General features: G+C 40.5%; 19 protein-coding genes and 3 tRNA genes. 18 read left to right on the plus strand and 4 right to left on the minus strand.

What is annotated here, in order from left to right; translation table 11 throughout:
* The first annotated feature begins 12 nt into the window (after nt 1-12).
* Genes dnaX through C0582_00765 form a run of 5 tightly spaced genes read left to right on the plus strand, consistent with a single transcriptional unit; the run spans nt 13 to nt 4544 of the window.
* Nucleotides 13-1665 (plus strand): DNA polymerase III, subunit gamma and tau, encoded by a 1653-nt coding sequence (dnaX, locus tag C0582_00745; protein ID PLX30435.1) that lies wholly within the window; start codon nt 13-15, stop codon nt 1663-1665.
* Entirely contained in the window at nt 1665-1988 is a 324-nt protein-coding gene (locus C0582_00750; GenBank protein ID PLX30456.1) for a YbaB/EbfC family nucleoid-associated protein, read from the plus strand. Before dnaX ends, C0582_00750 begins: the two co-directional genes overlap by 1 nt.
* Before the next feature lie 8 nt (nt 1989-1996).
* A complete protein-coding gene (locus C0582_00755) occupies nt 1997-2599 on the plus strand; it encodes a recombination protein RecR (GenBank protein ID PLX30436.1) in 603 nt (200 codons plus the stop codon).
* Entirely contained in the window at nt 2596-3672 is a 1077-nt protein-coding gene (locus C0582_00760) for a hypothetical protein (GenBank protein ID PLX30437.1), read from the plus strand. The genes C0582_00755 and C0582_00760 overlap by 4 nt, the downstream gene beginning before the upstream one ends.
* Nucleotides 3672-4544, plus strand: a complete 873-nt coding sequence (locus C0582_00765) for a hypothetical protein (GenBank protein PLX30438.1) — start codon at nt 3672-3674, stop codon at nt 4542-4544. The genes C0582_00760 and C0582_00765 overlap by 1 nt, the downstream gene beginning before the upstream one ends.
* A 473-nt stretch (nt 4545-5017) precedes the next feature.
* Here C0582_00765 and C0582_00770 read toward each other — a convergent pair whose 3' ends face one another.
* A complete protein-coding gene (locus tag C0582_00770) occupies nt 5018-5434 on the minus strand; it encodes a hypothetical protein (protein PLX30439.1) in 417 nt (138 codons plus the stop codon).
* Nucleotides 5435-5532: 98 nt separating this feature from the next.
* Between C0582_00770 and C0582_00775 the strand changes: the two genes are divergently transcribed.
* The 8 genes from C0582_00775 (at nt 5533) to C0582_00810 (ending at nt 10954) form a co-directional block, all read left to right on the plus strand.
* The gene (locus tag C0582_00775; protein ID PLX30440.1) at nt 5533-6327 is read left to right on the plus strand and encodes a hypothetical protein; all 795 of its coding nucleotides are present in this window, start codon (nt 5533-5535) and stop codon (nt 6325-6327) included.
* A gap of 12 nt (nt 6328-6339) precedes the next feature.
* A complete protein-coding gene (locus tag C0582_00780; GenBank protein PLX30441.1) occupies nt 6340-7236 on the plus strand; it encodes an RNA polymerase factor sigma-32 in 897 nt (298 codons plus the stop codon).
* Between the two features lie 5 nt (nt 7237-7241).
* Nucleotides 7242-8351: a hypothetical protein gene (locus C0582_00785; GenBank protein PLX30442.1), complete on the plus strand. Its 1110-nt coding sequence runs from the start codon at nt 7242-7244 to the stop codon at nt 8349-8351.
* On the plus strand, nt 8351-8617 hold the full coding sequence (locus C0582_00790; protein PLX30443.1) for an aryl-sulfate sulfotransferase: 267 nt from the start codon (nt 8351-8353) through the stop codon (nt 8615-8617). The genes C0582_00785 and C0582_00790 overlap by 1 nt, the downstream gene beginning before the upstream one ends.
* Nucleotides 8618-8683: 66 nt before the next feature.
* The gene (locus C0582_00795; GenBank protein PLX30444.1) at nt 8684-9400 is read left to right on the plus strand and encodes a repressor LexA; all 717 of its coding nucleotides are present in this window, start codon (nt 8684-8686) and stop codon (nt 9398-9400) included.
* A gap of 107 nt (nt 9401-9507) precedes the next feature.
* A complete protein-coding gene (locus tag C0582_00800; protein ID PLX30445.1) occupies nt 9508-9954 on the plus strand; it encodes a hypothetical protein in 447 nt (148 codons plus the stop codon).
* Nucleotides 9939-10340 carry a hypothetical protein gene (locus C0582_00805; GenBank protein PLX30446.1) on the plus strand — a complete coding sequence of 134 codons (402 nt, stop codon included), beginning with the start codon at nt 9939-9941 and terminating at the stop codon, nt 10338-10340. Before C0582_00800 ends, C0582_00805 begins: the two co-directional genes overlap by 16 nt.
* The gene (locus C0582_00810; protein ID PLX30447.1) at nt 10334-10954 is read left to right on the plus strand and encodes a hypothetical protein; all 621 of its coding nucleotides are present in this window, start codon (nt 10334-10336) and stop codon (nt 10952-10954) included. The genes C0582_00805 and C0582_00810 overlap by 7 nt, the downstream gene beginning before the upstream one ends.
* A 77-nt stretch (nt 10955-11031) precedes the next feature.
* Here the strand turns inward: C0582_00810 and C0582_00815 are convergent, their stop codons facing one another.
* Genes C0582_00815 through C0582_00825 form a run of 3 tightly spaced genes read right to left on the minus strand, consistent with a single transcriptional unit; the run spans nt 11032 to nt 12306 of the window.
* Entirely contained in the window at nt 11032-11412 is a 381-nt protein-coding gene (locus tag C0582_00815) for a hypothetical protein (protein ID PLX30448.1), read from the minus strand.
* The gene (locus tag C0582_00820; protein PLX30449.1) at nt 11394-11774 is read right to left on the minus strand and encodes a hypothetical protein; all 381 of its coding nucleotides are present in this window, start codon (nt 11772-11774) and stop codon (nt 11394-11396) included. The genes C0582_00815 and C0582_00820 overlap by 19 nt, the downstream gene beginning before the upstream one ends.
* Entirely contained in the window at nt 11740-12306 is a 567-nt protein-coding gene (locus tag C0582_00825) for a hypothetical protein (protein PLX30450.1), read from the minus strand. The genes C0582_00820 and C0582_00825 overlap by 35 nt, the downstream gene beginning before the upstream one ends.
* A 188-nt stretch (nt 12307-12494) precedes the next feature.
* Between C0582_00825 and C0582_00830 the strand changes: the two genes are divergently transcribed.
* From C0582_00830 to C0582_00850, 5 genes are all read left to right on the plus strand, one after another.
* A tRNA-Arg gene (locus C0582_00830) sits at nt 12495-12571 on the plus strand.
* A gap of 22 nt (nt 12572-12593) precedes the next feature.
* A complete protein-coding gene (locus C0582_00835; GenBank protein ID PLX30451.1) occupies nt 12594-13739 on the plus strand; it encodes an aminotransferase DegT in 1146 nt (381 codons plus the stop codon).
* Between the two features lie 57 nt (nt 13740-13796).
* Nucleotides 13797-13882: transfer RNA gene (locus tag C0582_00840), tRNA-Tyr, on the plus strand.
* A gap of 8 nt (nt 13883-13890) precedes the next feature.
* Nucleotides 13891-13964, plus strand: a tRNA-Gly gene (locus C0582_00845).
* 74 nt (nt 13965-14038) lie between these two features.
* The coding region (locus C0582_00850) for a hypothetical protein (protein PLX30457.1) at nt 14039-14137 on the plus strand (99 nt) is incomplete at its 3' end.

The following is a 14137-nucleotide window of genomic DNA, read 5'->3' on the forward strand; positions in this document are numbered from 1 at the left end:
TATGATTGACTCATGACTGACACGTATACATCTTTTCGCCCGAGCGCTCTAAAGTATCGTCCCCAAAAACTGGATGACATTATTGGGCAAGAGGTCCTTGTTAAAGCTTTAACAAATAGCATTCAAAACGATCGCTTGGCACCTGCATATGTTTTTACGGGGGTGCGTGGTGTTGGTAAAACATCAACAGCCAGATTGCTTGCCCGAGGGTTAAACTGTCTTGGTAAAGATGGTACGTCAGGGCCAACCGGTTCTCCATGTGGGGTATGCCGGCCATGCTTAGATATTATTCAGGAAAAATCTCTAGACGTTCTTGAAGTGGATGCCGCCAGTCAAACGGGAGTTGATGATGTCCGTCAACTTATCGAGAATGTTTCTTATAAGCCTGTTCATGGCCGCTACAAGATATACATCATTGATGAAGTGCACATGCTTTCTAAGAGTGCTTTTAATGCGCTCTTAAAAACACTTGAAGAGCCGCCCGCCTACGCCAAGTTTTTCTTGGCAACAACGGAAATTGATAAGGTTCCTGTCACAATTCTATCCCGGTCTCAGCGGTTTGACTTAAAGCGGGTTTCCGTTAGGCGACTCCAAGAGTATTTGGGCCAAATTGTTGAAGCTGAAGGTCGCGTTGCTGAGGCCGAGGGATTGCGCCTTATAGCTGAAGCAGCTGAAGGGTCTGTTCGAGATGGTTTATCCATTCTTGATCAGGTATTCAATATCGCTGAAGGCGATATCATGCGTTCAGACGTGGAGAAAATGCTGGGATATGCAAGGCAGCAAGATGTTATTGATTTGATGACGGGGGCGTTTGCCGGAGATATTCAAGGGTCCCTTGATATTTTTCATAAACTTTATAACGAAGGCATATCGATTTTAATGCTTACTAATCGAATGCTGCATTGTATCCATAGACTCTCAACGGCCAAGGCGATGCAGGCTGAAGGGGGCTTGCTAGAGACTGAAAAAAAATTGCTCGAAAAACTATCCATCCCTTCGTTAACCCGCGCATGGCAATTGATTTTAAAAGGCATTGAGGAAATTCGATTGAGCCCTAATGAGGCGGATGCTATGGAAATGATCCTGATTCGCTTTTGCTATGTCAGTCATCTTCCAGATTTGATTGATATTGCAACCCAAGGGCTTGATTCTGATCAAAAAAAAAAGTCATTTGACCATCCGGTAACCGTTTCTGAGAGCAATAATTTACAAGAAAATAAATCTAGAGCTGCTGAAAAATATCCTAGAGACGTGTCTCAGACACTGAACTCAGGGGAGGCTTCTAAAGAAAATCGCGTGAGCGAAATTACTATGGAGCAATTGGTGCAGTATGCTCATGAAAACAATGAAGTTATACTAGCCACGCATCTGGAATGTTCTGTGGCTTTTATTGAGGGTAAAAACCTTTTTTTGAAACTTAAGAAAGTTCAGTCAGTTCCACAGGGGTTTGAGCGTGATTTGCAGAAAAAAATGACAGCATGGTTTTGCGCGCCGTGGGTTGTTGAATGGGCCGCTGATGATAAAGCGCTTAGTTTGCAAGAAAGCAAAGAACAGGCGCAAAAAAAAAGGCTTAAAGATTATCAAAAAAGTGATACCTTTGTGAAAATTAAAGCGGCATTTCCAGAGGCACGACTAACGAAAATAAGTGAAAGGATAGATCCATGATGAAAGGCTTTGGTAACATGATGAAGCAAGCTCAAGAGATGCAGGAAAAACTGGAATCTCTTCAAAAAGAGCTTGAAAAAGAGATTGTTGAAGGCGTTTCTGGAGGAGGGTTGGTTAAAGCGACCGCAACCGCCAAGGGTGTTTTGAAGTCTTTGAGTATTGAGAATGATTTGCTCAAAGAAGATGAAAAAGAAATTTTAGAAGATTTAATTGTGGCCGCTGTCAATGATGCTAAAACCAAAGGCGAAAAGCTTTCCCAAGAAAAAATGTCAGAAATTAGCGGAGGGCTTAATTTGCCCGGAGGAATGAAGCTTCCTTTTTAAGCGTGCACATGTCAGAAAACCTTCTTGATTCTTTTATTAAAAAGCTAGGAAAGCTGCCAGGGCTTGGGCCCAGATCTGGTAGGCGCTTGGCGCTCCATTTGATTAAAGAAAAAGAAACACTTCTTCGCCCCTTAGCTCAAATCTTACAAGATGTAGATTGTTCTGTTGCCACGTGCCAGGTGTGTGGCAACTATGATCTTTCACAGCCGTGCCACATTTGCTCAAGCCCCAATCGTGATGACAATACGCTGTGCTTGGTGGCAACTGTTGAGGATTTATGGGCTTTGGAGCGTGGGCAAACATATCGTGGCCAATATCATGTTTTAGGAGGGCTTTTATCAGCTCTTGAGGGTGTGAGGCCAGAGCACTTAACAATTGCTCGCTTAAAGGAGCGACTGAACAAACACTCTTTTCATGAGCTTATTTTTGCGTTGAGTCCCAGTTTAGAGGGTCAAACAACGGCTTTTTATGTTCAAGACCAACTCAAGGATTATGATTTAAAGATATCACGGCTATCTTTTGGGCTTCCTATGGGAGGAGAGCTTGATTATCTGGATGAGGGAACTCTAACAACGGCTTTAAACGGTCGCGTCAAACTGGAAAAAAGGTGATTGATATGAGCAAATCTGACCTTATTAACGCTAAGATTCATCAAGGTATTGGATATATCTCCCTGAATCGTCCCTCGGCACTTAATGCATTAAATCGAGAAATGGTAGATGAGCTGCATAACTTACTTGAAAGCTGGGCTTGTTCGAGTGAGGTTGATGTCGTTGTTTTGAATAGTACGTCTCCTACATTTTTTTGTTCTGGCGGAGATATAAAGGATCTCTATCATCATTTCCAAAAGCAAGATTGGGTCAAGATTCAATCGTTTTACACTCAAGAATATGCGCTTAACAAAAAACTCTCTTGTTTTCCAAAGCCAACCATTGCTATTGGGGCAGGATTGGTCATGGGGGGTGGATTTGGGCTTGCGCACCATTGTGATTATAGAATTGTCACGGAAACTTCCTCATGGGCGATGCCTGAAACAGCGATTGGCTTTTTCCCCGATGTTGGGGCTGCTTGGTTCTTAAATCAATGCCCCGGATTCACAGGATGGTTAATGGCCTTAAGCGGCTGCCGGGTAAATGCAGAAGATTTATTGTATACAGGTTTGGGGACGCATCATTTGGCATCGCGGTCCCTGGATTTCTTTTATGAAGGTTTAGAGAAAGCTCCGACAAATGTTGATGCTCAGGGATGCATAGATATTCTTCTTGAGAATTTACAGGCGCCCACACAATTGGAAAGCCCACTGGCCCACTTTCGACAAGAGATTGACGCGTTTTTGGCTGAGGGAGACCTTGAAATATTACTGAGTAGCTTTGATATGTTGCTGCTACAAAAGCTTAAACCAGCAGAAAAAGAGTGGCTCCAAAATATTTATGACCTCTTTGCCTACGCGAGTCCATTAAGCTTGAAAGTGACGCATCTTTATCTTCAAAAAAAGAAATCAGCTTCACTAGAAAATGTTTTTGACTGTGATCTAAAGTTGGCCAAAGTATTCTTGGAGCAAGGTGATTTTATTGAAGGCGTTCGAGCAAAGTTGATTGATAGAGATGGTCAGCCAAACTGGAAGTATTCTGATCTTTTTGATATCAACCAAGCCGCTATAAAACCTTTTGTTGACAGCTTTTAATGAAAAAAATTGATATTTTAATGGCTCTTTTAGTAGCCGCTTCTTGGGGGATAAATGCCCCAATTGTCAAGATGACACTTGAAGAAATGCCGCTGTTTTTCTTTTGTGCCGTCCGCTCAGGTCTTTTATCCTTTATTTTGTTGATTTGTCATAAAACGCTTTATCCATATCGTGTGGTCCTATCTTTTACTTTCTTTCATGGATTGAAGATTTCTTTCTTGTATGGCTCGATTTTTGTTGGGCTATCAGCGGGATTATCAACAGTGATCTTACAAACACAATCGATATTTGCCGTTCTTTTTGCAGCGGTTCTCTTTCGAGAGCGGATAACTGCTAAACAGATGGTCGGGCTGTTGATTTCTACTTTTGGTGTTGCGCTGATTAGCCGTGAAGCTTTAAGTCTTGGGAGTTATTTAGGGCTGTTTTATGCTGCTATATCGGCGGTTGCGGCTGGTGCAGCAATTATAACTTTACGGGGATATAAGAAAGTAGATATCTCACAAGGCCTTGCGTTTGTTGGATGGTTTAACCTTTTTTCTATTCTTCCTTTTACCCTTATCTCTCTGTTCGTAGAGGGTCTTGAGCCGTGGAGAAATGCCCTTACGATTCTTTTGAATGCACGGATTATTTTGCTCCTGTTTTCTGGTTTGGTCACTGTTGTCTTTGCGTATGTTTTCTTAGCGCTGGTGCTTGCGCGTAACCAAACCATACAAGTTTCAGGATACTTGCTCCTAACACCTGTTTTTGGATTGATTTCTTCTTATTCCTGTCTCAATGAAAGATGTACACTTTTAGCTGGTGTTGGAACGGCAATTATTATTGCTGGTCTAGCGGTAAACCAAGGCATTTCTTTTAAACATGTCAAGGATTAGGGCAATATTCTTGACATTGGTTTGAGAGTTTATACCATTTGTCATAACAGTTTTCTGATTGTTGACTGCTACAAATGTTTCCAAACGCGTTGTAGAGAACTCGGAGGCAATATGAGTGGCTGAATTGACAATTTGAGCAGTTAGAGGCACAGAATGTGTTGATCGTATTGAAGTCGCTGCTTTTGGTTGAAATGATATTATTTAAAGAGGCAGAGTAGATGTGGAATGATACCACTAACGAAATTGCTGACAGGACATATCTCAACATAAAAGGTCCAAAAATTTTTATTATCGTATCTTAAATAGGGGAAGACGTAAATTTTTTCTCTCTTGATTGAGCTTAGTGAGAAGAGATTTTCGATTTAAGTAATATTTTTCTTTTGGGTTCTCAACGCTTCTTACATAGAAAATCAGGGGCATATTTTGTTTTTTGATTGGTAAAATTCTATGAGGTGTTGCTCGGTGTGCCCACTTTATTTCATCCTCAAGTCCACCCCAGTTAAAACCTTCTTCTTTGGAAGGTGCTGGAGATGATTTGGAAAATCTGACTGTATTTCTATTTTTACTTTATTGCTGTGACTCTTTCTAAAATGTATATCTGGATGGTCATGATTAGGGGCATGGGTGCAAGAGGATAGAGACGTTGGTGCTTTAAATTTTAGGTAGGCGATTGGCGCCAAGGGTTTGTCGATGATAGATGGCGGCGGAGATATATAAATAGCTTTTGTGTTCTTGGTTTTAAATTGATTTCTAAATGCATAGCGTGAGAGGGCGCGATTGATGCTCTGTTGAGATCTTTGCAAAATCTTACTGATTTCCTGTGCCTTAAATCCGTTTGTATAAAGGGATTTAAGCTCATCTATTTCTGATGTTTTCCAATTCTTGCGCATTTTTTGTTCCTTAAATAATTAATTAAGAACTTTTTGTTTTTTTTCAAGAGGGGTGATTGGTGCTTGGCAACGTAAGGAATTAAAAGCTATAGTGAGGAATGGTGAATAGGTTGGTTGTTTTTTTCTCTTTTTTTTTGATCGTCTCAGACGCCATTGCTGGGGTGGAGAGTCAGAACCAGCTTGTTTTCTCTGCCTTTAAATTACCCCCTTATGCCAATGATACCTCTTTAGGGCAGGGTATTATGCCGACAATGATCACAAAAATTTTTCAACGCTATGACCTTTCAGTTAAGTTCATTTTTTTTTCAGATGATTCATGGAAGCAGATTTTTAATAATAAAGAAGTTGTGGCCCATTTTCCTGTGTTTGACTTAAGCTCCTCTAATCTTGATCAAAAATTAAAAACAAAAGTGTTGGAGGCAAAAATATATATCTATCGTCGTGCCAATAATTCCCTTGCTTTGAAAATATCTGGGCGAACAATACCCGAATCTATGGATAGAAAAATTAAAAGAATTTGTGTCCCTCAATACATGATGAACATTAAGGGGTTGGCCGAGAAATTGGCAGATAGCAACATACCCTTTGATGTGGCCTTAAATACCGGTGATTGCAAAGCACGAATGATGAATGATCGAGACCAGGCCATGTTAAGTGATGAGCTTCACGCTAAGTCTATCGGTCTTGACGTGGATACAGAAGATCTATTGAGGTTGGAGAAGGATCCTGAGCCCTTCCTTGTTACGGATATATATGTCATATTCAATAAAAGCATTAATGGCATCAAAGAATTTAAGGCCCTCTTTGACCAAGAGCTTGAAAATATGAAAAAAAATGATGGTCTTAAAGATGTTCTGACGCGATTTTATGAGTATTGGAGCATTGTTTACTAACAGGCAAAAAGTATGGCAAACGAAAAAATAAATTACTTCCCTTCATCAGATACATTAAATGACTATATTCGACAAACGCAGAAATTTCCAATGCTTGAACCTGATGAGGAGTATACACTGGCCAAGAACTGGGTAGAAAGTGAAGATAAGGATGCCCGAAAAAAGTTGATTGAAAGCCACTTGAGGTTGGTTGTTAAAATAGCATCAGGCTATAGAGGATATGGGCTTCCTTTGGCAGATTTGATTTCTGAGGGAAATTTAGGGCTTTTGCAAGCAACCAATAAGTTTGATCCTGAAATGGGAAACCTATTCTCAACATATGCTCAATGGTGGATTAGAGCCGCCATTCAGGACTATGTTTTGAAATCGTGGTCATTGGTTAAAATTGGAACGACGGCTGCGCAGAAAAAATTATTTTTTGGCCTTAAGAAAATCAAACATGCCCTTAAAATAAGAGATGATGTAGATTTATTAGACGAACATGCGCAGAGCATAGCCACCGAACTTAATGTTCCAATTGAAGAAGTGAAGTCTCTGCAAAAAAGAATGCAAGCCCACGACGCTTCTCTTAATAAGTCAATCAAGGAAGAGTCTGGATCTGGAGAGTGGCAAGACTGGCTTGAATCTCATGATGCCAACCAAGAAGAAGCGCTGATTCATTCAACGGATCAGACCAAAAAATCAGAACTGGTTCATAAAGCCATCAACATGCTTAATCAACGTGAAAAACAAATTGTGGTTGCTCGAAAGCTGGAAGAGCCCCCTAAAAAATTGGAAGAGCTTGCGCTGCATTACCAGCTTTCTAAAGAACGCGTGCGGCAAATTGAAGTTAAGGCCATGTATAAGCTTCATCAGTTTCTTGATAAACACTTGAAAGAAAATGAAGGCCTTAGATACCTTGTTGAGTGATATCCATGTCACATAGTCATCTACAAAATGATTTTGATGCTGAACGGCGTCTTCAAGCAATCATCAATTCAACGAAAGATAAGTCATATACAAGATATATCGCTTTCTTTGCTTTAACCTCCACGCTTTGTTTGATTGTCGCTTTTCTCCATTGGAAATTCCTCGTTCATTCATATAAAGATCGATATTCAGCGAAAAGTCAGAAGAGTGTTGTTTTGACACCATCCGGTCAATCTCAACGAAACAGCGTACAAAATAATGGGGCCGATACCGTTGAAAAAATATCGGCCTTTGATGCTTCTAAGAACTTTGAAGAGCAAGAAAGTTTGATTGTCCTGAATGCTCTTAAACCGGTTGTGCACCAAGTAATTTCAAGACGTTCCCAGGAAAAGACCAAGGAAGAGTTGCTGCAGAAAGAATTACAAAGCATCCGAACACCATCCAGAGATCAAGAGCGTCTTAAGAAAGAAGCTTTTTTGACCGGTCAAACAAAGGAGCAGAAGAGAGTTGCGTTTCAGCAAAGCAAAAAGATTGCTGCTAACCAAACTAAGGTGCTTGCATACTATGCGATTAGCTCTCCGTCACTGTCTCAGCTAAAAAAGCTGGCCCAATTGAAAGCATCCATTCAAATTGTTCTGCCTTTAGAGAAAATGCGAGATAAAGATCTGATTCATTTTATCAATCGATATTCTTTTAGGGTTATCGTTGATATTCCCATGGCGCCTACTAATAAAAAAATCCCCTTTCATCAGGATATGCTGACAACAACACTGTCTTTTGCGGAGATGAATGATAGGCTGAAAAAGATGATAAAGCTTAGCCCAAAAATTGTGGGTGTCAGTAATAGAATGGGGAGTGGGTTTTTGGCTGAAAAACGAACCACCGCAGATTTCTTTAAAGCACTGGCCTCTCATAAACTTTTCTTTTTGCACAATCAAAACGGCCCTTATCGGATAGAGCCTTTTGTTAAACAGTATAAGGTCAAACTTTATCATGGGCGTGCTTTGAAAAAGGGAAGCTTGATAAAAAAAACCCGTCATAAAAGAGGGGACATGGTTATTCTGCCCGCGCAAAAGAAAAACGTCGATGCGTTGATAAGAATGGCTGTGCACTGATGAAGGATGGCTTATTCCCTCCCCTTTTTCTGGCTGCGGTGGCTGAAAATGTACCTAAAAAAAGATCAGTCCATTTATACGGGCATCGTACAAGCGTTACACTTGAACCCTTTTTTTGGCGCCAACTAAATGAGATTTCCGCCCAAAAAAAAATCAGTGTTCAAAAAATTATTGAAGCGATAGATCATTTGCAGCCTAACAATCTTTCCAGTGCCCTTAGGTTGTTTGTTCTGATCGAGAGCATGCAACAATATCCAGAAAAATGAGTGAATTTGTATTTTTTGAGACTTTAATCTTGGATAATTTTTGAATCTTAATTATGGTTATATTCTATGATTACTCAGAGACAATTACAGCTATTACAATTTATTGAGCAACATATTAAAATAAATTATATTTCACCGAGTTATGATGAAATGAAAGAGGCACTTGGTCTGAATTCAAAGTCAGCGGTTCATTCTCTCGTTACGGCACTTGAGTCTAAAGAATATATTAGGCGTCTACCAAACCGAGCACGCGGCATTGAACTTATCAAAGCAGCGCCAGTCCGTCATTTGCAGGAAACAGAGGTGCAAATGAGAGGGGATAATGTGCTTGATGGTGGAAGTGTTTCTGAAACTTTAAATGTATCAACCCATGAATCTTCAGTTGAGCTGCCTTTTCATGGCAACATTGCTGCAGGGATACCCCTCCATGTTTTTGAAAACCCAGATGAAGTCATTGATGTTCCTGCATCTTTTTTGTCTGCTCATCATTCAATTGCAGACTATTTTGCTTTAAAAATAGTTGGCTGTTCTATGATTGAGGCCGGTATCTTGGATGGTGATGTGGTGATTATGTTGAAAACCAATAAGGTTGTTTCAGGAGATATTGTTGCGGCTCTGATTGATGGTGATGAAGTAACGCTGAAGCGCTTAGTCACGGATGATCATGATCCAGAATCTATCTGTTTACAAGCCGCTAATAGAGATTTTATCGATCAAAGATACCATGTTTCACGTGTTGAAATTATTGGAAAGCTTGCCCAACTGGTTAGAAAGTATACATAAAAAGTGTATAGAATGACTGATTTTGTATTTTATCGAGAATTGAATTTTTACATCGGATTAAATTCTGATAAGATTTTGACAAATGTTTAACAAGGCATAGAGCAAACTTGAATTCCCCTAAAATCTTTAAAATCCTGGGCTATTATTGGTTGGTGTTTTTTATTTCCATGCTTCCGCCGGCCTTTTATGCTTGCTGGCATGATAGTTCTGATTTCATGGTTTTTCTGATTCCCTCTGTTTTGGGGAGTATTTGTAGTTTGCTGATGATAGTGAGCAATTTAAACAATCAAAACGCTAAAGTTGAAATCCAAGAATCTTGTATCATTACACTTTCTGTCTGGCTTTCAACGGCGGTTATTGGTGCGATCCCCTTCTTTTTTGGGTCTATTCATTTAAGCTGGATTGATTCTCTCTTTCAGTCGGTATCTATGATTACGACCACTGGCGCAAATGTTATTATTAATGTTGAAGGCGCTGATCAGGCCATTATTATGTGGTGTTGCATCATGCATGGCTTGGCGGAAAAGGGATCATTGTTATGGCGCTTATATTGATTCCAGTTGGTCAAGTTAACTACATCAGCCTTATTCAATCTGAAACCATCGATCAGGTTGAAAAGGTTACGCCTAGGCTTATGAGTACAGTGCTAAGAATATTTTATTTATACATCACTCTTACAGCCATATGTGCCTTTTGTTTTTTTATTGAAGGCATGTCTCCTTATGATGCGATTTGTCACTCATTAACCACATTATCAACGGGTGGTTTTTCAACCTGGAATCAGTCTATTCAATATGTTTCAAGTCCAGTCATCCAGCTAACATTTTGTGTATTTATGTTTTTAGCAGGCGCTAATTTTCTGATTCTCCTCTTGGCTAAACAGGAGGGCTTAAGATTTTTTTCAGGGACCCCCAAATACGGGGATACACAAAAATGTTAATTTTAACGGTCAGTCTTGTATCGGTTTGGCGATTTTTTCAGGGGAACGAAGAATTCGGCTCTGTTCTGATTCAATCTCTTTTTAATGTGATTTCTGCACTCTCAACAACAGGGTTTGTAACGGCTGATTACTCTAATTGGGGAGGATTGGCCTTGATGGTTTTCTTCTTCTTGCCCATCATTGGTGGGTGTACCGGATCAACAGCTGGAGGTCTTAAAATTTATCGCTTGCAAATGCTCTTGGCAAATGTGTTTGCGCAATTGCGTAAGGCTCGGTGGCCAAGAAGTATTTTTACGCCGCGACTCTATGGCAGAGCTCTTGACGATAGCGCGATGATGACTGTCACAAATTTCTTTTTTATGTATATGCTAACCATCGTTGTTTTATGTTTGCTTGCGGGATTGACAGATCTTGATTTTATGACAACCATTTCAGGTGTGGTGGCAACACTCACCAACCTAGGGCCAGGTCTAGGAGAGATGATTGGTCCAAGTTCAACTTATTACAGTGTGCCGAATGCTGCTAAGATTATTTTTATTCTCTCTATGCTTTTAGGACGATTAGAGCTTGTTGTTTTTTTTGTTGTCCTTGTGCCAAGATTTTGGCGAAAATAATCTGGTAAATAGGCGTGATGTGTCTAAGAGATTAATTCATTCAGAAGAGGAATAGAGTCTAAAAACCAAGATGCTTTTTAAATACTGTTAATGTTTTCAAGGGCTCTTATTTGTTCAGCTTTTACCTGGGATTTTTCCTCAACATTTTTTGCTAGACTTTGCGCATTGTAAGCTTGATCATTCGGCTTAAAGGCTTCAGCTTGTTGGTTTGTTTGTGGCGTTTCAGACCATAAAGCTTGCTGTTGTTGAGATTTAATTTGTTGGGTTAAACCTTCTCTGTGCTCGCTTTTAGTCGCTTGAGGTTGTGGGGGCGTTGGTGCAACAGCGTGTTGGTTTGTAAGAAGAGTAGCTTCTGCACCCGATTGGTTTGAGTGGCTTTTATCCAATTTTAATTCGTTAAGATCTTCTTGAGCCATGACTATTTGTTGATTCAATAATGTTAATTGTTGACCGAGCATTGAAATTTCTGTGCCAGAGCTAGCTTTTGAAAGCTTTGTACGGAGCTGGTCACTTTAATGGAGAGCTCTTGAATAAAAGATTTTAGCTTTAAGTCGTATTCAACCTGATTGGTATTGCCTTTTTTTAGATGCTCTTGATGTGTTTTGCTCATGACTCGAGGAGGGAGAGGGGATTGGACCATGGCACGTATTCTCGCCTTTAACGTTTTTTCTTCCTGTTCAAGTGAGGAAATTTTATTACCAAGCTTTTTAATAGCCTCGCCATCGGTTTGTTCAAGTATTTGCTCACGTAAAAGATAGATTTGATTAAAGGTGCTTTGGAGTTGCTCATTTCGGATCTTTAAGTTTTTGATCGCGATCAAGAGTTTCTTTTGAGCGTTTTGATTTATAGTTGACGATGGTGGATGTTGGGTCTTCCCTGAGATTATTTTTGGTGATCAGCAGGCTTTCTCTTTCTTCAGCAAGCTGATTGATTTGATTGGCAACCTCATTTGCATTGAGGATGCCAGATTCTTTGTTTTGAATGAGCCAATTTAGCTTTTCTTCAACATTGAGTATTTCTTTGTCAATATCTTGAAGAGCCGATTGATGTCCCGCGTTAGGCTGGTGTGATTGGTAATTAATTTTTTCCAGGTCATCTGTGTGCATCCAAGGAGCATTTTCTTTGTCCTCTGGCTCGGGATCAACGCCTTGATCGACAAGCTCTTTTTCTTTTTCTTCAATGAGCTTTTGATAATACTTAACCTGATCTAACCCTTTTTGGCCGGGAATATTTTCGGCTTGGTAGAGGGACTCACGAAGGTTTTTGAGCTGAATTTGGAGATCTGAAGCATTTTGGCAGTAAAGGGTCTGAGCCCATACAAACATGGTTAACAATATAGAACGATAAGTCATGAGTTGGTCCTGCAGCCCCTCTGTTACACATGAACAAGTCTTTATTCTTTCTAACATTGTTTTTATTTTTTTGCGAGTGTGGATTTTTTTTGACCTCCTCAAATACTTCGAAACATCATTTGTAGAAGCTTTGCTATGATTTGCGTTAGACAAAAGTTGAGCTGATCGCTATAAAAAAAGAAACTTTAGCACTCGTAGCTCAGCTGGATAGAGCGCTGCCCTCCGGAGGCAGAGGTCACAGGTTCGAATCCTGTCGAGTGCGCCAACAAATTTTAAAGAGAACACGCATGGACCCAAACACCATTCCATTCATTGATCTGCAGGCTCAAAGGCAGCGCCTTGGCGCAGAGTTAGAGCAGAAAATTTTAGAGGTTGTTCGAGAAGGATGCTATATCAATGGCCCGCAAGTTGCGGAACTCGAACAACAACTTGCTCAATTTTCTGGAGCTAGGCACGCCATTGGATGCGCAAGTGGTACGGATGGGTTGTTGATGCCGTTATGGGCTTGGAATGTTGGGCCTGGTGATGCTGTTTTTGTACCAGCTTTTACTTTTGTTGCAACGGCTGAGGTGGTTGCCATGTTGGGAGCAACCCCGGTTTTTGTTGATGTTGATCCAGATACATTTAACATGGATATCAACTCACTAAATGAGGCGATCGATTGGGTTAAAACGAAGTCTGATTTAAAGGCAAAAGTAATTATAGCCGTTGACTTATTTGGCTTGCCGGCTGACTTAAAAAATATTGAGTCACTTGCCAAACAAAATGGCATGAAACTGTTGGTTGACTGTGCCCAAGGATTTGGGTCTAAGCAAGACGGTAAGGTAGCAGTATCTTATGGTGATGCTGGTTCAACAAGCTTTTTCCCCGCAAAGCCTCTTGGCTGTTATGGGGATGGTGGTGCTATTTTCACCAACGATTCAGAGCTTGATAAAGTGCTCAAATCAATCAGGGGGCATGGACAAGGTTCCCATCGCTATGAACATGTGCGCCTGGGCATGAATGGGCGCCTTGATACGATTCAAGCTGCTATCCTGCTGGAAAAGTTAAAAATCTATCCAGATGAAATCCAAAGAAGGCAAGAAATTGCGCAGCGCTATACAGAGGGACTGCAGGAGTATGTTAAAACACCCCTGGTGCCAACTGATTATGAATCTGTTTGGGCGCAATACACGCTGCAAACATCAGACCGTGATGCGCTTGCGCAAGCATTGAAGGATCATAACATTCCAACCATGGTTTACTATCCCATTCCCTTGAGTCACCAGCCAGCTTATAAACAATATCCCAGTGCACCAAAGGGAGTGCCGGTTAGTGAGCGGTTATCACAACACGTATTAAGTTTGCCAATGCACCCGTATTTGGATGGGGAGAAACAATCGTTCATTATTGATAAAATCCAAGCATTTTTTAAAAATAAATCGGGTTTTTAGTGCGATTAAGTATTGACTTTTTCACCTAAAAAAACTTAAGTGCAATTATGGTTTTCCGGAGGGATGGCCGAGTGGTTAAAGGCAGCAGACTGTAAATCTGCCCGTGTATGCGTACGTAGGTTCGAATCCTACTCCCTCCACCACCTCTTATGCGGGTGTAGCTTAATGGTAAAGCCCTAGCCTTCCAAGCTAGTTATGAGGGTTCGATTCCCTTCACCCGCTCCAACTTTTTATGGTGGTAATGCACAAAAAACCTCAGTATGATAACTAAAAATTTGAGTTTCTTAAGGAGCAACTAAATGAGTAAAGAGAAGTTTAATCGAAATAAGCCGCACTGTAACATTGGGACGATTGGCCACGTTGACCATGGGAAGACAACGTTAACAGCGGCGATCACC

Source organism: Alphaproteobacteria bacterium (genome assembly GCA_002869105.1).
Lineage (GTDB): Bacteria > Pseudomonadota > Alphaproteobacteria > UBA7879 > UBA7879 > UBA7879.